The 17,146-nt window shown below is 69.8% G+C and carries 14 protein-coding genes; 11 read left to right on the top strand and 3 right to left on the bottom strand.

The genetic code is table 11. The features are described 5' to 3' along the window. Positions 1 to 205 precede the first annotated feature (205 nt). The 3 genes from ADK52_RS17540 to ADK52_RS17530 form a co-directional block, all read right to left on the bottom strand. Entirely contained in the window at positions 206 to 769 is a 564-nt protein-coding gene (locus ADK52_RS17540) for a class I SAM-dependent methyltransferase (protein ID WP_234343932.1), read from the bottom strand. 373 nt (positions 770 to 1,142) lie between these two features. Beyond that, positions 1,143 to 3,134, bottom strand: coding sequence for a carbamoyltransferase C-terminal domain-containing protein (locus tag ADK52_RS17535; protein WP_053690754.1), 1,992 nt, complete (start codon positions 3,132 to 3,134; stop codon positions 1,143 to 1,145). A 319-nt stretch (positions 3,135 to 3,453) separates the two neighbouring features. After that, a complete protein-coding gene (locus ADK52_RS17530) occupies positions 3,454 to 3,693 on the bottom strand; it encodes an acyl carrier protein (protein WP_053690753.1) in 240 nt (79 codons plus the stop codon). A gap of 304 nt (positions 3,694 to 3,997) precedes the next feature. On the opposite strand from ADK52_RS17530, the gene ADK52_RS17525 reads away from it, so the two are divergent. The 11 genes from ADK52_RS17525 to ADK52_RS17475 all read left to right on the top strand — a co-directional run bounded on the left by ADK52_RS17525 (position 3,998) and on the right by ADK52_RS17475 (position 17,114). After that, positions 3,998 to 4,933, top strand: coding sequence for a TauD/TfdA dioxygenase family protein (locus tag ADK52_RS17525; protein WP_324615921.1), 936 nt, complete (start codon positions 3,998 to 4,000; stop codon positions 4,931 to 4,933). 222 nt (positions 4,934 to 5,155) lie between these two features. After that, positions 5,156 to 6,367: a threonine synthase gene (locus tag ADK52_RS17520; RefSeq protein WP_053690751.1), complete on the top strand. Its 1,212-nt coding sequence runs from the start codon at positions 5,156 to 5,158 to the stop codon at positions 6,365 to 6,367. A gap of 80 nt (positions 6,368 to 6,447) precedes the next feature. Next, positions 6,448 to 7,590 (top strand): acyl-CoA dehydrogenase family protein, encoded by a 1,143-nt coding sequence (locus ADK52_RS17515; RefSeq protein ID WP_234343927.1) that lies wholly within the window; start codon positions 6,448 to 6,450, stop codon positions 7,588 to 7,590. Next, positions 7,587 to 8,876 (top strand): condensation domain-containing protein, encoded by a 1,290-nt coding sequence (locus ADK52_RS40175; protein WP_199828520.1) that lies wholly within the window; start codon positions 7,587 to 7,589, stop codon positions 8,874 to 8,876. The genes ADK52_RS17515 and ADK52_RS40175 overlap by 4 nt, the downstream gene beginning before the upstream one ends. Positions 8,877 to 9,087: 211 nt before the next feature. After that, the gene (locus tag ADK52_RS17500; protein WP_199828519.1) at positions 9,088 to 10,824 is read left to right on the top strand and encodes an ABC transporter transmembrane domain-containing protein; all 1,737 of its coding nucleotides are present in this window, start codon (positions 9,088 to 9,090) and stop codon (positions 10,822 to 10,824) included. Beyond that, positions 10,821 to 12,578 (top strand): ABC transporter ATP-binding protein, encoded by a 1,758-nt coding sequence (locus ADK52_RS17495; protein WP_053690749.1) that lies wholly within the window; start codon positions 10,821 to 10,823, stop codon positions 12,576 to 12,578. The genes ADK52_RS17500 and ADK52_RS17495 overlap by 4 nt, the downstream gene beginning before the upstream one ends. Before the next feature lie 49 nt (positions 12,579 to 12,627). Next, complete coding sequence (locus ADK52_RS17490; protein ID WP_053690748.1) at positions 12,628 to 13,401, top strand: thioesterase II family protein; 774 nt, start codon at positions 12,628 to 12,630, stop codon at positions 13,399 to 13,401. Positions 13,402 to 13,433: 32 nt separating this feature from the next. Continuing rightward, positions 13,434 to 15,101 (top strand): non-ribosomal peptide synthetase, encoded by a 1,668-nt coding sequence (locus ADK52_RS17485; RefSeq protein WP_078988405.1) that lies wholly within the window; start codon positions 13,434 to 13,436, stop codon positions 15,099 to 15,101. Continuing rightward, positions 15,098 to 15,793 (top strand): thioesterase II family protein, encoded by a 696-nt coding sequence (locus ADK52_RS17480; RefSeq protein ID WP_053690747.1) that lies wholly within the window; start codon positions 15,098 to 15,100, stop codon positions 15,791 to 15,793. Before ADK52_RS17485 ends, ADK52_RS17480 begins: the two co-directional genes overlap by 4 nt. Further along, positions 15,787 to 15,921 carry a hypothetical protein gene (locus ADK52_RS44500; RefSeq protein WP_267887271.1) on the top strand — a complete coding sequence of 45 codons (135 nt, stop codon included), beginning with the start codon at positions 15,787 to 15,789 and terminating at the stop codon, positions 15,919 to 15,921. The genes ADK52_RS17480 and ADK52_RS44500 overlap by 7 nt, the downstream gene beginning before the upstream one ends. Then, a complete protein-coding gene (locus tag ADK52_RS17475; RefSeq protein ID WP_234343924.1) occupies positions 15,918 to 17,114 on the top strand; it encodes a cytochrome P450 in 1,197 nt (398 codons plus the stop codon). The genes ADK52_RS44500 and ADK52_RS17475 overlap by 4 nt, the downstream gene beginning before the upstream one ends. Positions 17,115 to 17,146: the final 32 nt, after the last annotated feature.

Here is a 17,146-nt window from a genome sequence, read left to right as displayed (position 1 = left end):
GAAGGGGACGGACCGGGCCCGGTGGGGGGGCCGGGGGGGGGGGGCGGGGGCCGGGGGAAGGTCGGGGGGGGCGGGCAGCCCGGCGGGGCGCCCGCCGGCTTCGGGATCGGGCACGGGCGTTGCGGGGTGCGCGAGTGTCATGAGGGATGCCTTGAGGAGTTCGGGGGAGGACGTACGTCATCCGTCCTGCTGGAGCGGGCCACGGCTACGCGGAGCGCTTGGTGCAGAGGTAGATCTGGTTCCGGCGGTGGTCGGCGGGGACGTCGATGACCTCGACGGACTCCGAGAGGGAGTGCAGCAGCGCCTCGAACGGGCCGGCGGCGTAGCGGTTGAGCCAGATGTAGCCGTTGGCGGTCTCCCGCCGCAGCAGTACCTCGGACTCCTGCGGCACCTGGAACATGCAGATCACCACGGTGCGGCGGGCGACCCGGAACAGCTCGCGGACGGCGGTCTCGTAGTACGGGAGGTGCTCGAGCACGTGACGGCAGTTCACCACGTCGAACGAGCCGTCGCGGAAGGCGAGGTCCGTGATGTTCATCTGCTGCCACCGCGCCTCGGGGTACAGCCTGCGGCAGTCGGTGATGGCGGCCTCGCCGATGTCGATGCCGGTGTAGTCCACCTTCAGGCCCGCCGTCAGCAGGTGGAGGTAGGTGACTCCGGAGATGACACCGCAGTCGAGCATCTCGAACGGCGCCTCCGGGTGCAGCGCCGCGATCCGCTCGGTCACGACCGTGTGCGAGGGGTGCGCGGCCCTGTACTCCTCACCCATGTGGGTCACGTCAGAGGTCTGCGCCCAGAGCGATCCCGTGTTCACTGTGTTGATCCCCCGTACTGCTGAAACAAAGCCCGTCATGACAGCACGGGGCCGTCGTCAGGCTGAAGGCTGGTGTGTCGGAGAGCGGGACGCGTGCCGGAGGCCGCCTGTCCGAAGTGGTCTGACGACAGATCGGTCCATCGGCAGGCGCGGAGAGCGGGTCGAATGACCGGTCCAGGGCTCCTCAACTGTGATCCTAGGTCTTCCACGACCTTCGGACCAGGGAAAACTGCGTAACTCGGCGATGTGCAAGGTGACATCTGTCTCGTGCGCCGGGGCGGACCCGCTGTCGAACGGGCCGCCCCGGGCGCCGTGCACCGATGCCGCCTCAGAACACCGATCCCTCCGCGGATTCGATGTCGAAGACGGCGGCCGGTCCGAACATCCTGGCGTGCTTCGCCGCGGCGAGGGCGAGTGTGCCGCTCGCGTCCCGGGCGCTCGCGACCTCGGCCAGCTGGTTGACCACGGCGGGCTTCGCCAGTGACTGGTCGCGCAGCTCGGGGGAGCGGGACATCAGCACCATGGCCGAAGTGGTGTAGCCCGACTCGACCCAGGAGGCCCAGATCGCGTCGCGGTCCTCCTCCTGGCCCGCGAACAGGTCCTCGCGGCGTTCGTGCCGGCGGGTGGGAACCGGGGGCCGGCCCTCGGCCTCCGTGCGCAGGGCGACGCGGCGGCCCGCGATGTAGGCGACGGCGGCGCCCTTGCGGATGGCGAAGTTCAGGGCCTGCGCCGCCGTGTCCACCACCGGCTCGCCCTTGTCGTTCAGCGAGGTGTTGCAAACCATCGGCACGCCTGTGGCCTGCCGGAACGCCTCGATCGCCCGGTGGAGCAGGGGGTTGGTCCCGGTGGACAGGGTCTGGCGGCGGGCCGAATCGTCGAGGTGGAGGATGGCCGGGACCAGTTTGCGCTTGGACTCGACCACGTACGCCGTCTCGAGCATGTAGGGCGAGGGCCAGGGGTCCTCGAACCACTCGCCGCTGTACTCCTCCAGGACGATCGGGGCGACGGGGCGCCACCACTGCCTGCTCTTCCAGTCGTTGAGCAGCTCCTTCGACCGGGGCGAGCGGGGATCCGCGAGGATGCTCCGGTGGCCCAGCGCACGCGGGCCGATCTCGGCCGCTCCGTCCGCCCACACCACCGGTCCGGCGGAGAGGTCCTCCACGAACCGGGCCTCGGAGAAGTCCTGGACGTCCTCGATGAAGTCCGCGAAGTGCCGCAGCGCGCTCTCGACATCGGTCAGCTCGGCGCCGTGGTAGGCGGATTCGAGCCGGAAGCCGCCGTCCGGGAGCAGGCCCTCCCCGAGCAGGCCGAGGAGGCCGATCCCGAGCGACTGGCCGGAGTCGTTCGCGCTCGGCGGAGTGAGCAGGCCCTTGAACCCGTAGCGGCGCAGGAGGAAGGAGTTGGTCGGACAGTTGAGGGCGAAGCCCCCGCTCATGGAGAGGTACGCCTGGGTCGGGTCCACCCCGGACGACTCGAGGAGCCGGTCGACGTTGCGCACCATGATGAGCTCGCAGGCCGTCTGGACGGTCTTCATGACCGCGGACTGCAGGTGCTCCTGCTCGCTGAAGCGGCTGTCCAGCTCCATGGCGGGCAGCTGCGACTCGGCCGCGCGGATCACGGCCTGGACGAAGGGGAGCGTGTCGACCAGCGGCACCCGCCGGCCGCCGAACAGCTCCAGCTCCCGCACCGCCGCCTCGGTGTCGAAGGCGATCTCCGTGGGGCAGGCCGAAGCCAGGGCCATCAGGGTGCCCGGCTCCTTGCCGAACTCCGAGGAAGCAGCGTCGTAGATGGGGGCCGGCGACTCGACCGGGGCGAACTCGACGTCGCCCCTGTTGGACACGCAGCCGGTGTACCAGTGCTTCTTGCCCGTCTGGTCGAGGCCGAAGTCGGGTCGGCCGTCCAGGGCCAGTCCGATGATCGTCTCGTTGCGGAAGGCCTCGGAGTCGAGCAGCAGTCCGCTGTAGAGGTGGGCGAGGCTGTGGATCGGGAAGTCCTCGGCGCCCGCCGGCACCTTGATGTCGGCGTGGTGCGGCAGACCGGGGGTGCCCCAGGACAGGCTCACGTCGTCCAGGGAGAGTCCCTCGGCCGCAAGCAGCTCGTTCAGGACCTTGGTGTACCGGTCGACGGTGAACAGTGGCCAGAAGTGGTGCTTCTGCCCGCTGAAGCGCTCGAGCTCCCAGACCCTGACCAGTTCGACCCGCGAGTCGTGACTGCGCCAGAGTGCGATGTTCTGGTCATGGCGCGGTGCTATCACGGACAGGCCGCCGGGCGGGGAGATGTAGCTCGACAGGAAGTACTTCGCGGCTGGGTACGCGGTCACGATGTCTCTTTCGGCGGTGGGACAGTGGTTGCACTGGTCCTCGGGCGGACGGTCCGGTGCGGTCCGCGCGGGCGGTCAACGGGCTGTCGGGGTCGGTGCGACCAGACCCGGGTGTCCACTGGTGAAGTCGGATGCGGCAGACTGTCCCGGTCGGGGGCGCTCGGCCTCGGGCCGGAATGCCGGCGGGCGCGCATGCACGGGACTTCGGCCGTCTGCGAGGGCCTCGGGGTCGGAACGGCGGGGACGGACTCGGTCCCCCGGCGGTGGCAGCCAGCCCCGAGGCGAGCGACGAGATCGCTCGGGTCCGTGCGTACCGGAACTACTTCGAAGCGGGAATCCGCTCCTCGACGAGCTCGACCAGTTCGCCGACGTTGGCCACGGTGAACATGTCGACGACGTCGAGATCGACGTCGAACGCGCTCTGGATCGAGACCATCAAGCGGAGCAGTGACACGGAGGTGGCTCCGAGGTCGTCGAAAGTGCTCTCCAACGTGACTTCAAGCGGAGCGAATACTTCGGAAATCACCGACATCAAGCCGCCGGGCTGCTCGTTCGACATTTCTTGTTCCCAGGTCTCTTATTTGTCAAGCCCTATCAGGCATTTGACCCTATGACGCAGGTGAGGCAGCGTCAAGACCTTTTCTGGGGCGGCGGATGCGCCTGTCCGAGTCACTCTCTTTCGCGGCGGGGAGGAAGTCAGGGCTGCGCGGCCCGAGGCAAGTATGATTCGAGCCAACGTCCGTTGCGTGGCTGAAACTGCTTGTCCTGCCGCAGAGTTCGCGCAGGTCGGGGCTCGACAGGTCGCACCTACCCTGGGGTAGGGTGCTCGAAGTTTCATCGCACTGTCACAGTTCACGGGGGTAGTGGTGTTAGAAATCAGGATTCGGCCTCTCACGCCAATAACGGGCGCGGAAGTGGAAGGCGCCGACCTCGCCTCGGACCTGTCTCCGGCTGTCGTCGCCCGCCTTCGCGAAGCCCTGCTGCGCCACAAGGTCCTTGTTTTCCGGAATCAGCCGATGGATGATGAGCGGCACGTCGAACTCACCAATGCTTTCGGCGGAGCCACCGCAGCGCACCCCATCGTGAACGGCCTTCCCGAGAACCCGGCCGTGCTGCGGACCGCGCTGTCCGAGGAGCGGAAGGCGCTCATCGAGGCCGAGGCAGGCCTCAGCCATCCCCTGAAGGAGCGGACGCTGCGGCGCCTGCGGACCGAATGGCACGTCGACAGCACTTTCGTGGTCAATCCCAACGCCATCACCATTCTGCGGGGTGTTGAAATCCCGCCGGCTGGAGGCGATACTCTCTTCGCCAATCTGGAAGCGCTCTACGAGGGGCTGTCGCCATCCCTCCGGGGATACCTCGACACCTTGCAGGCAATACACTCCCGGCACGCTCCGTCGGCGCCGACCCGGTTCGACGGCAAGCCGGCCGGCCCCTTCGCGGCCGTCCATCCGCTGGTTCAGGTGCACCCCGAGACGGGTGCGCGCAGCCTGCTCGTCAGTGCCGTCTTCCTCCAGGCCATCCGCGGTCTCAAGCCACGGGAGAGCGCAGCCCTGCTCGACTTCCTCCTCGACGAGCTCGCCGGGCGTGACGAGATCCACGCCCGGGTCCGCTGGGAGCAGGACATGCTGGTCATGTGGGACAACCGTGCCGTGGCCCATGCCGGGCCGGTGGACGGGCTGATGTTCGAGGAGGAGCGGATCGTGCACCGCACGACCGTCGTCGGCGACGTGCCCTGCGGGCCCAACGGCTTCAAGTCGCGCGCCCTCATGGGGGGCCGGTTCGAGGCGCTGGCCTGAGCGGCCGCGCCGTGGAGCCACGGCCGCCGCGCGGGCCGGGATTCCTGTTACCGGGCCCGGGCCGGATTCCGCGAAGACCGTTCGGAAGAATGCTTTCGATCTACCGCCAGGCAGTCCATGTACAGTCAACCCGGTCGTATGCAGATGTGCTGGCATTGCGGCTCCGACACAGATTCGGGCCAGTCGGTTCATTCTCCGGGACCTTCTGTGGGGGAAGGAAAAATGTCGGTCGTCAACCACCGTGAAAAATCCGAGGCATCACCCAAGTACCGTCTGTCCTGTATCGATTGCGGCTGGGAGTCCGATCCGGAATTCAGGCTCCGATGTCCCCGGTGTTCGGGTGCCCTCGATCCCAGGATCAACCTGGAGCACGCCACCGAGCGTGACAGCGGCCGGCCCGAGCTGGCCTACCTGGACTTCCTCCCCGTCGAATCCGAGCACTTCCTCGACGCCGACATCAGTCTGCGGACCCCCTGCCGGCCGGCCCCGCACCTCGGAGCGGCCATCGGTCTGCCCCGCCTCTGGGTGAAGGACGAGTCCCAGCAGCCGACCGGGACCACCAAGGACCGGCTGGCCTCCGTGGTCCTGGCGGTGTTCCGGCAGTTCGGGATCAACGAGTTCGTCGCCTCCAGCACCGGAAACAGCTCCACCGCCCTGGCGCGCGCCGTGCAGCGCGACCCCTCGATGCGGGCCCACTTCTTCTGCGGCCGCGACTTCACCGGCGACCACGACATCGAGACCGGTGACCGGGTGTCCCTCACCGTGGTGGACGACAACTATGCGCAGGCCACCCAGGCGGCCAGGGAGTTCGCAGCCCGCAACGGCCTGGTCTGGGAGGGCGGGTTCTTCAACTGGGCCCGGCGCGAGGGCCTGAAGCTCACCTACCTGGAAGCGTTCGACGCCATGGACGACAAGCCCGACGTCGTCGTCCAGGCCATCAGCAGCGGCATGGGGATGATGGCCGTGCGCAAGGGCGTGGCAGAGTACCTCGCCTGCGGCCGGCTCACCTCCGCGCCGCGCCTCCTGATGGTCCAACAGGACACCTGCGCGCCCATGGCCGCGGCCTGGAGCGAGGGACGGGCCGAGCTGACCGAGGACGACGTCATCGAGCGCCCCACCGGACTGGCCCGCGCGATCCTGCTCGGCGACGGCCGGGCCACGTACCCCTACATGCGGGACATCGCCGCCGAGAGCGGCGGCGCCATCGTCTCGGTGAGCCAGGACGAGCTGGTCCAGGCCCGTACGATGCTCCGCGAGCTGGAGGGGCTGGACGTCTGCCACTCCTCGGCCGCGACCATCGCCGCGCTGCGCAACGAGGCCGCGGCCCGCCGGATCACCCCGGACAAGGTCGTACTCGTGAACCTGACCGGCCGCGAGCGGTACACCGCCTCCGGCGCCGGACCGGCTCTCGCTGCCGCTGCCACCGCCGGCTGAGCCCGCTGCTCCCGGGCCGGCTGCCGTCGCTCCCACCGGAGCTCCGCGCCCGCCCGCCCCCCACTTTCGCAAGGATTCCGTTGATACTCAGTCACCTCTCCCCGCAGCAGGCCGGGCGCCATGCCGAGTTCCGAGCCTTCGCCGACCGCTCCCTGGTGCCGCAGGCGGACCGCTTCGACCGCGAGCAGTCGATCTCCCGGGAGGTCGTCGCCGACCTCGCCGGGCAGGGCTACCTCGGTGCGCTGATCCCTGAGGAGTTCGGCGGCCTCGGCATGGACTGGATCGAATACGGGCTGCTCACCGAGGAATTGGGCCGCGGCTGCCAGTCGATCCGCAACTTCGTGGCCGTGGACGACATGGTCGCCCACTCGATCCACAAGTGGGGAACGGAGGAGCAGAAGCAGCAGTGGCTCCCCCGGATCACCTCGGGCCGCACACTGGCGGCCTTCGCCCTGACCGAGCCGGAGGTCGGCAGCGACGCCGCCGCGGTCGAGACCACGGCCACGGTCGACGGCACGGGCATCGTCCTCAGCGGCACCAAGAAGTGGATCAGCTTCGCGCAGATCGCGGACCTCTTCCTCGTCTTCGCCAAGTTCGAGGGGCAGCACACGGCCTTCCTGGTGGAGCGGGACACCCCCGGCCTGACGGTGGAGCCGCTCGACGGCCTGCTCGGCCTGCGCGGCTCGATGCTCGGCCGGATCACCTTCGACGACTGCCGGATCCCCGCCGCCAACCTGGTCGGGCGTCCCGGCCTCGGCCTCACCTTCGTCGCCTCCAGCGCCCTCGATCTCGGCCGCTACAGCACCGCCTGGGGCTCGGTCGGTCTGGCCCAGACTTGCCTGGAGGCCTCGACGGAGTACGCCGGCCGCCGCACCCAGTACGGCACCGAGATCCGCAACCACCAGCTGGTCCAGCAGCTGCTGGCCGACATGCTCACCGACACCATCACGGCCCGGCTGCTTTGTTACCACGCAGGGGTGAGCAAGGAGCGGGGGGAGACGGAGTCCGTCAACCACACCCTGCTGGCGAAGTACCGGACGTCGACGATCGCCGTCAAGGCGGCCGCCGACGCGGTGCAGATCCACGGTGCGCAGGGCATCGGGGCGGAGACGTCCGTTCAGCGTCACTACCGGGACGCCAAGGTGATGGAGATCATCGAGGGCACGACGCAGATCCAGCAGACCATGCTCGGTCAGTTCGCCGTCAGGGCGGCCCGGCTGTGAGCGAGCTCCGGACGGGGGCGGTGACCTACGGTCAGCTGTCGGTCCTGCGTTCGCTGGAGACACACGGACCCGACCATCGGGCGGTCGCCAATCTGGTCAGTGTCTGGGAGGTGCCGTTCGGTATCGGCGCGGCCCAAGTCATGGACGCTTGGCTTCAGTTGGTGGCGAATCACGAGTCGCTGCGGACCACCTACGACCTGAGCGGCCCGATGCCGACCCAGACGGTCCACCCGTACCGCCCGTCCCGGGTGGCTGCGCTGGAGCTGGCCGAGGACAGCTTCGCGGCGGCCCTCCGGCTGGGTGCCGAGGCGGCCGCCGAGCCGATCGACATCGAGACCGGGTTGCCGTGGCGCGCGTTCGTCACCACTCACCAGGGGGATGCGCTCCACCTGGTCACCGTGATCCACCACGTGGCGGCCGACAACGGTGCGCTGCGGGTGCTGGAGGAGCAACTCGGTGTCCTCCTGGAGGGCGGGGCGCTCGGGCCGGTGGTGCAGCCGCTGGAAATGGCGCAGGAGCAGCAGGAGGAACCGGGCACCCGGAGCGTCCGGCACTGGACCGAGGCCTGGAGCCGGCTCGTCCCGGCCGACCGGGATCCGGAGGACGCCAGTGAGCGGCGCCGGGCGTCGCTCTACAGCCTGGAGGGACTGACCGCCGCGCAGGAGCTCTCCGACCGGCTGAAGATCTCGGTCCAGTCGGTGGTGCTCGGTGTCGGCGCGCTCGCGCTGTCCCGGCTCAAGCGCACCGAGCGGATGACCTTCGCGCTGATGGCCGCCAACCGGCTCACCACCCGTTGGATTCCGCTGGTCAGCTCGCTCAACCAGTTCGTCCCGGTGACCATCACGGTCGAGGAGGAGGCCCACCCGTTGGAGTATCTGCGGGCCTGCTACGTCCAGTCCATGACGGCGTACATGAACGGCTGCTACGACGTCGATGCGCTGAAGGAGAGCCTCTCGGAGGCCGGCCTGCCGGAGACGGACCCCACCGCCTTCGCCAAGCACTACAACTTCCTCGGCGATGTAGACGCCGAGCCGGCCGCCGGGTCCTCCCTGCGCACCGGGATCGAGTGGCGTCCGTCCACCCAGCGGTCAGGGCCGAACTTCCACCTGGCGGTGGCCACAGGAAAGGGAATCCTCATCGGAGTGGGCGCGAGCCGTAATTATCTCGACGGAAATCTCCCAGCCGTTCTCGCGGCGTCGATCGAAGCTGGTCTGATCAATATGTCCAAGGGGTTCGAGAACTCCCTGGCGGAAGTTTCTCTGGATAATCCTTTGCGAATTTCCTGAAGGGCAGCAGAATGCGGGGAGAAGTGCTCCTTCCCCCCGCACTTCGGCATCCCGGGGCTTGGGCGAGCCGGTTCTAGAAGCCTGCGCAGATTCCCCGAAGCTGCTTCTTCATGATGACCACCTCCTGTCCGTGGTGACTATAGCCACAGGCGCTCGGGAGGTGGAAGGAAAATCTGGATAAGGCCCAGGAAAGACGGTTAGGGTTTCACTCATGACGGATTCGTATGCCGACCCGGGAACCCCGGATCACCGAAGTGCTGCGCGTTACTTGTGGTGGCTGACCATGAGTCAGCGCCGACGGGTGACGGGTGGTGCGGTGATCGGCACCCTCTGGATGGTCTGCCTCCTGCTGCCGCCGTACCTCATGCAGCGTGCGATCGACGACGGGCTCCAGCAGGGGAAGACCGGTGTCCTGGTCGGCTGGGTGGCCGCACTGGTCGGAGCCGCGCTTCTCAACGCATGGCTCGGCATCATGCGCCACCGCATCATGACGCGGGTCCGGATGGACGCGACCTTCCGGACCATCAAGGTCGTGGTCGCGCACTCCGCTCGGCTGGGTGCCGAACTGCCCCGAAAGGTGACGGCCGGCGAGGTCGCCAGCATCGGTGTGGGCGATGTCGCGCAGATGAGCCAGACACTGACGATCACCGGCCCGGGCGTCGGCGCTGTCGTCGCGTACCTGGTGGCGGCCGCGCTGCTGCTGTCGGTCTCCGTCCCGCTCGCCCTCGTGGTCCTGCTGGGGGTGCCGTTGCTCGCGGTCGTGGTCGGGCCGCTGCTGGAACGCCTCCAGGGCGCGGAGTCCAAGTACCGCGAGCAGCAGGGGGCGCTGACCGCCCGGCTCGGGGACATCGTCGGCGGCATGCGCGTCCTCAACGGCATCGGCGGTAAGGAGATGCTGGCCGGCCGCTACCTGCGCGGATCGCAGGACCTGCAGGCCGAGGGCTACCGGGTCGGCGCCGTGACCAGCTGGATCCAAGCTCTCTCGGTCGGCCTGCCCGCCCTCTTCCTGGCGTTGGTGACCTGGATGGCCGCCCGGATGGCAGCCGAGGGCACCATCACCATCGGCACGCTGGTCGCCGTCTACGGCTACGTCGCCGTCCTGGTGGTACCGGTCTCCAATTTCATCGAGGGCGGATACGACCTGACCAGGGGTCTGGTGGCCGCTCGACGGGTGGTCCGGATGCTCGACCTGAAGCCCGCCTTCGAAGACGCCGCAACACTCCGGCCGACCCATGACGAGCCATCAGCACTGTACGACGCCGACACCGGTGTGGAACTGGTCCCGGGCCGGCTGACCGCGATCGTGAGCGCTCGCCCGGCCGATTCCGCGGCCGTGGTCGACCGGCTCGGCCGGTACAGCGCATCCGCTGCGACCTGGGGCGGCGTGCCGCTCGCCGAGGTCCCCCTGGCCGAGATCCGCAGGCGGATCGTAGTGGCGGACAACGACGCCGACTTCTTCTCCGGCACGCTGCGCACCGTCGTCGACGGCCGGTCGGAGCACACCGGCCCGTCCATCGCCCAGGCCGTCAAAGATGCCGCGGCGGAGGACATCGTGCAGGCACTGCCCGATGGCCTGGACACCATGGTCCAGGCCCAGGGCAGCAACCTCTCCGGCGGCCAGCGCCAGCGGCTGCGGCTGGTCCGTGCCCTGCTGGCGGACCCGGAGGTGCTCCTGCTGGTCGAGCCTACCTCCGCCGTGGACGCCCACACCGAGGCCGCCATGGCCGCGGGGCTGCGTCGGGCGCGGACCGGGCGCACCACCGCCCTCACCTCGACCTCCCCCGTCCTGCTGGAGCAGGCCGACACCGTCTGCTACCTCGTCGACGGCCGTCTGGGAGCGGCCGGCCCGCACGAGGAGCTGCTCGCGACAGAGCCCGGCTACCGCGCGCTGGTGGCCCGCGGCGAAACCGCCACCGAGTCCACGCCCGCCGAGGAGGCCGTCCGATGACTGCTCAGACCGAGACCGCCCCCGGACGGCTCCCGATCGCCGGTCCCGCCGAGGTCCGCCGGGCCGCCGTGCGTCTGATGGGGCAGGATCGCCGTGCGGTCGCCGCGATGCTGACCCTCAACGGACTGGCCGCGGCCGCCGGTCTGGGCGGCCCCTGGCTGCTGGGCCGGATCATCGACGACGTACGGGGCGGCGCCGGGACCGGACACGTCGACCGACTCGCCCTCGGCATCCTCTGCTTCGCGCTCGCGCAGCTGCTCCTCGGCCGCTTCGCCCGCTACACCGCCCACCGCTTTGGCGAGCGGACTCTGGCACGGATCCGAGAGCGGTTCGTCGACCGCTCCCTCGCCCTGCCCGCCTCGGTGGCCGAACGCGCCGGCGCCGGTGACCTGCTGACGCGCGGCACCGCCGACGTCGCCACCGTCGGCGCCACCTTGCGCGACGCCGGGCCGGAGGTCTCCGTGGCGCTCGTCCAGATCCTCCTGATCCTGGTCGCCATGCTCGCGGTCAACCCGCTGCTCGGCATCGGCGGGTTGCTCTGCCTCTCCGGGATCTGGTTCGCCACCCGCTGGTACCTGCACCGTGCACACGCGGGGTACCTCGCCGAAGGCGCCGCCAACTCCGCGCTGATCGAGATCCTCACTTCCACCGCGGCAGGGGCGCGCACCGTCGAGGCCCTGGGCCTCCAGGACCGCCGGATCGCCGCCGCAGCCGAGGCGGTCGAGCACTGCCGGGTCACCCGTACCTACACCCTCAACCTGCGCACCGTGCTCTTTCCCGTGGTCGAGTTCTCGTACATCGCCCCGGTCGCCGGCATCCTGCTGCTGGGCGCCGCCCTGCGCGACACCGGCGCGGTCACCACCGGCGCGGTGGTCGCCTGTGCTCTCTACTTCTGGAAGCTCTCCGAGCCGCTGGACAAGGTCCTGCTCTGGCTCGACCAACTCCAGCGCAGCAACGCCTCCTTCGCCCGAGTCGAGGGCATCGGCCAGGTGGACGCCCCGGCCGTGACCCGCGGCGGCCGGCCCGAGGACGACCGGATCGACGTGGTCGACGTCCGGTACGCCTACCAGGGCGAGCGGGACGTCCTGCACGGCGTCGACCTCACCGTCCGTCCGGGCGAGCGGCTGGCCATCGTCGGCCCGTCCGGAGCCGGCAAGTCCACTCTGGGCCGGCTGCTGGCCGGGACGGAGAGGCCCCGCACCGGACGGGTGACGGTGGGGCAGGTGCCTGTCACCGAGCTCGACCCGGCCCAGTTGCGCCGACACGTCGTCCTGGTCTCCCAGGAGCATCACGTCTTCCTCGGCACCGTCCGGGACAACCTCCTGATCGCCGCGCCCGCCGCGACCGACCAGGACCTGCACGCGGTGCTGGCCGCCGTCGATATCGACTGGGTGGACGAGCTGTCGGACGGGCTGGACACCGAACTCGGTACCGGCGGGCTCCGTCTGGACGCCCAGCAGGCCCAGCAACTCGCCCTGGCCCGGGTGGTCCTGGCCGACCCGCACACGCTGATCCTGGACGAAGCCACCTCCCTGCTCGACCCGACCACGGCCCGGCACACCGAGCGCTCGCTGGCGGCTGTGCTCAAGGAACGCACCGTGATCGCCATCGCCCACCGCCTGCACACCGCCCACGACGCGGACCGGGTCGCGGTCATGGACGGCGGCCGGGTGACCGAATTGGGCAGTCATGAAGAGCTGTTGGCGGCCGGCGGCGGGTACGCCGCGCTGTGGAAGTCCTGGCACGGCGCCTGAGCGCGTCCCAACCCTCTCGACCTCTCTCGACCAGTAGGAGCGGAACCTCATGCACTCGGCACCACCGCAGACGGCCCAGAGCTGGGTCCGGCCGATTCCCGGCCGGACCGAGCCCGGCGCCCTCCGGCTCTTCTGTTTCCCGTACGCCGGGGCAGGCGCCTCGGCCTTCCGGGGGTGGGGCGCGGGACTCCCGGAAGGAGTGGAGGCATTCGCCGTGCAGCTGCCGGGTCGGGAGGACCGGTTCTTCGACCGGCCGATCGCGGACCTGGAAGAGCTGCTGGACGTTCTTCTCCCCGCACTGCTCCCCTACCTGGACCGGCCGTTCGCCTTCTTCGGGCACAGCATGGGCGCCATCGTCAGCTGGGAGCTGGCCCGCAGGCTGCAGCGTGAGCAGGGGCTGGAGCCGGTCCGGATCATGGTGTCCGGCTGCCGGGCGCTGCCGGCCCATGAGTCGAGGAAGCTGAGTGAACTCGACCTCTCCGACGAGGCGCTGATCAACGAGCTCCGACGTCTCAACGGCACGCCGGAGAAGTTGCTGCAGAACCCGGACTTCGCCGCCTTCATCCTGCCGACCTTCCGGGCCGACCTCTCGCTGTTCGCCGGCTACGTCTACAGGCCGGGCGAGTTGCTCACCTGCCCGGTCTCGGCCTTCGGTGGTGACGCGGACCCCAGGGTCGCCGAGGAGCACCTTGAGGGCTGGGCCGAGCTGACCACCGGCCGGACCGAGGTGGAGGTCTTCCCCGGTGGCCACCTCTTCCTCAACGACGAGCGGGAGGCCGTGCTCCGGAGCGTGTCCCGGGCGCTCCCGGTCGTCGGCCACTGAGCAGTACTTCTTTTCGAACCTAGGGGGCTCGCGTGGAGACAGTGTGGAATGTCGTCCAGGCTCAGGTGGAGCGGACGCCCGAGGCCGTGGCAGCGCGGACGGCACGCACCTACACCTATCGTGACATCGCCGTGCTGGCCGGAGACCTCGGCGCGCGGATAGCGGCGAAGGTCCGGCCGGGCTCCGTCGTGGCGCTCGACGCGTCCAGCCGGTTCAGTGGGGCCATCGGCATCCTCGCCGCGAATGCCGCCGGCTGCGCCGTGCTGCCGCTCGACCGGCAGAGTCCACCGGCCAGGCGGGCCCGGGTCCTCGACGACGCCCGCCCTGCTCTGCTGCTGAGCGAGCTGGCCGAGGGCGAGTTCGCCCTGGAGAGGAACGGACTTCCGTCGCCGCCGAGGGAACCGGACCTGGGTGAGATCGCCTACATTCTGTACACCTCCGGCTCGACCGGGCAGCCCAAGGGCGTGATGGTGGGCCACGAGGCCCTGATCGACCGCCTCGCCGCCCTGGCTGAGCGGCCGGGGCTGGCGGCCGGCGAGAGCGTGCTGGCGATGGCCGCGCTGTCATTCGACATCTCGCTGGTGGAGCTGATCCTTCCGCTGACCGTGGGGGCCTTTTTCACGGTGGTCCCGGAGGAGATCCGGGCGGATCCGCTCACCTTCGCGGAGCTGGTGGCGGGGGCCGCGCCGGACATCGTCCAGGCCACCCCCAGTTTCTGGCGGATGCTGACGGCCTCCGGCTGGAAGGGTGCGCCCGGTAGCCGACTGTGGACCGGCGGAGAGACGCTCACCCCGAGCCTCGCCCGGGAGCTGCTGCCCCGGTGCGGTGAACTCTGGAACGTGTACGGCCCGACCGAGGGAGTCCTCTGGGCCACGGCGGCGCGGGTGGACTCCGCCGAGCGGATCTCGCTCGGCGAGCCGGTGGCCGGGGTGGGCCTCCTCACCGAGGAGAGCGGTGAACTCCTGCTCTACGGGGAGGGGCTGGCGCACGGCTACCTCAACCGGGAGGAGCTGACAGCTGAGCGTTTCCTGTACGGCGACACCCCCGACGGCCGCCGCCGCGTCTACCGCACCGGGGACCGGGTCGGACGGAGGCCGGACGGCGCACTGGAGTTCCTCGGCCGTCTGGACAGCCAGGTCAAGCTGCGCGGACACCGGATCGAGCTGGGCGAGGTGGAGGCCGTCCTGGAGGAGCACCCGGAGGTCTCACAGGCCGTTGTGCTGGTCCAGGACGCCGACCGGCCCGACACCGCGGCGCTGGTGGCCTTCGTGGTACTGCGCGCCGAGGCGGACCTCCAGGGCTGGTTGAAGGACCGGCTGCCGTCGAGCCACCACCCCGCCAGGATCACTGCCCTGTCCGCGCTGCCCCGCACCACCACAGGAAAGGTGGACCGGATCGGGCTGGCGGCCGGCCTGGCTGCCGGCGACCAGGTGGTGCAGGCCGCAGAAGCGCCCGCCGCAGCGCCCTCGGGGGACGTCCGGGCACGCGTTGCCGAGGCGTGGCGGCAGACACTCGCCGCGGACTCCGTCGACGAGGACACCAACTTTTTCGACGCCGGCGGGAATTCGATCCTTCTGACGGTGCTTCAGAAGCGGCTCGCCGACGGCCTCGACATCCGGGTGCCGATCAAGGAGATCTTCCGGTACCCGACCGTCGCCTCACTGACCGACTACATCCTCCGTACGGAGATGCCCAAGTGAATCTCTACTGCATTCCCTACGCCGGGTGCTCGGCACGCGTCTACGACCCGTGGCAGCGCCACCTGCCGGACAGCGTCACCGTCGTGCCGCTGGAGCTCCCCGGCCGGGGCTCACGCTGCGTGGAGGAGCCGATCGACGAGCTGGCAGCCCTGCTCGCGGACCTGTACCAGCAGCTCGACCCGGGCTCGCCGTACGTGCTGTTCGGCCACAGCTACGGTGCTGTGATCGCCTTCGAGCTGACCAAGTTGCTCCGCTCCAAGGGTGCTCCGGAGCCGTCGGCGCTGCTGGTCTCGGCCAGCCGCGCACCCCGGCTGCCGGCCGCCGACGCGGACAGCCACCGACTCTCCGACGCCGAACTCATCGAGCGACTGGCCGCGGTGGGCGGGACTCCGAAGGAGCTGCTGGAGAACGAGGAGCTGATGGAGATCTACCTCCCCGTCATCCGCGCCGACTACCGGATCCTCGGCGAGTACGGCACCGGCACCCCAGGTACGGTCGGCTGCCCGGTCGTGGCCTTCTACGGGGACACGGACGACGAGGCGGACCTGTCTTCGGTCGAGGCGTGGGCGGACTACACGGATGGTCCCTTCCAAGCAGAGGAAATCCGCGGCGACCACTTCTTCCTGCACTCCGCCGAGCGTGAGCTCGTGGCCGCCGTCGCGGCGGTCTGTACGAAGGGGGAGCCGTGTTGAGTCCGGCCGTCGCACCGGTGACCTGTAGCGAGATATCGGTCATCCGCAACCTTGAGCCGTCCGCGCTGGACGCGACCGAGTACGCCCCGCCGCGCCGGGTCGACCAGAACCCGGAGAGTGCCAAGTGACCGTGAGACAGGCCGCGCGCTGCCCCTACCGAGACGACGACCGTCCGGCGGCCGACCCCTGCGCGGACTACCTTCCGCTGCGGGAGGAGGAGCCGGTCCGCTGGGACGAGGACCTGGAGGTGTGGATCGTCTCCGGGTTCCGCGAGACGACGGCCCTGCTGCGGCACCCCGCCCTGTCGGCTGCTTGGCCGCAGCGGGGCACCACCACCCTGCACCGGGAGGGAGAGGGCGGGGAGCGGGCCGCAGAGGTCGTGCGCAGGTGGTTCATGTTCAACGACGACCCCGAGCACGCGGCGGCCCGCCGGGTCGTCGCGCCGCTCTTCGCGGCCGACCGGCTCGCCGCGATGCGTCCCGTTGTCGAAGAACTGGTCGACGAGCTCCTGGCGGGGCGGACGGACGGGCTGGAGGTGATGTCGGAACTCGCCGTGCCGCTCTCCAGCCGGGTCATCTGCCGGCTCCTGGGCCTGCCCGGGGAGGTGGCGCCCCGGCTGCACCACTGGTCTCCCGACATCGCGGCGCTGCTCATGGCGGACTACCTGCCGGAGGTCAGGACCAGGGGAAATCGCGCTTTGCGGGAAATCGCGGACGTGGTGGACGAGGCCCTGCGCTCGGAGGTCCGCGAGGGCACCGGGCTCTGGCTGCTGCGGAACGCCCTCCAGGAGGGCGTCATCGAGACCTCCGACATCTCGGCCACAGCGAGCCTGCTGATCTACGCCGGGTTCGAGACCACCTCGACCTTCATCGGCAAGGCAGTTCGGGCCGCGCTGCACGCCGATGCCTGGGCTGACCTGCGGAGCGGTGAACCGGGCTCGGCGGTCGACGAACTGCTCCGATTCGACACCTCCGTCCCGCAGGTGGCCCGAGTGGCTACCGCGCCGGTGGAGGTGGGCGGTCACCTGATCGCGGAGGGGGATCTCGTCCTGTTGATGCTCGGCGTGGCCAACCGCGACCCGGCCGTCTTCGTCGACCCGGACCTTCTGGACCACGACCGCGAGATCAGGCGGCACCTCACCTTCGGCTTCGGCGCGCACTACTGCCTGGGGGCGGGGCTGGCGCGGATGGAGTCCGAGATCGTTCTGGAGCGCCTCGCTAGCCGGTGGGCGGATCTCGCCCTCGACGGGCCGCCGGTGACGAGGCAGCACTTCGGCATCACGATCCTGGAACGCCTGGCCGTGCGCGGCACGGCCTCTTGACGGCCGACCGCACATCCCTGAAAGGAGAGTTG

This window comes from Streptomyces sp. WM6372 (assembly GCF_001279655.1).
Classification (GTDB): Bacteria; Actinomycetota; Actinomycetes; order Streptomycetales; family Streptomycetaceae; genus Streptomyces.
Note: the sequence above shows the minus strand (reverse complement) of the source record. Positions and strands in the feature narration are given on the sequence as shown.

Coding starts and splice junctions, on each gene's coding strand:
- ADK52_RS17540 (WP_234343932.1), bottom strand. CDS start 769: ATGGGTGAGGAGTACAGGGCCGCGCACCCCTCGCACACGGTCGTGACC.
- ADK52_RS17530 (WP_053690753.1), bottom strand. CDS start 3,693: ATGTCGAACGAGCAGCCCGGCGGCTTGATGTCGGTGATTTCCGAAGTA.
- ADK52_RS17520 (WP_053690751.1), top strand. CDS start 5,156: ATGTCGGTCGTCAACCACCGTGAAAAATCCGAGGCATCACCCAAGTAC.
- ADK52_RS17500 (WP_199828519.1), top strand. CDS start 9,088: ATGACGGATTCGTATGCCGACCCGGGAACCCCGGATCACCGAAGTGCT.
- ADK52_RS17495 (WP_053690749.1), top strand. CDS start 10,821: ATGACTGCTCAGACCGAGACCGCCCCCGGACGGCTCCCGATCGCCGGT.
- ADK52_RS17490 (WP_053690748.1), top strand. CDS start 12,628: ATGCACTCGGCACCACCGCAGACGGCCCAGAGCTGGGTCCGGCCGATT.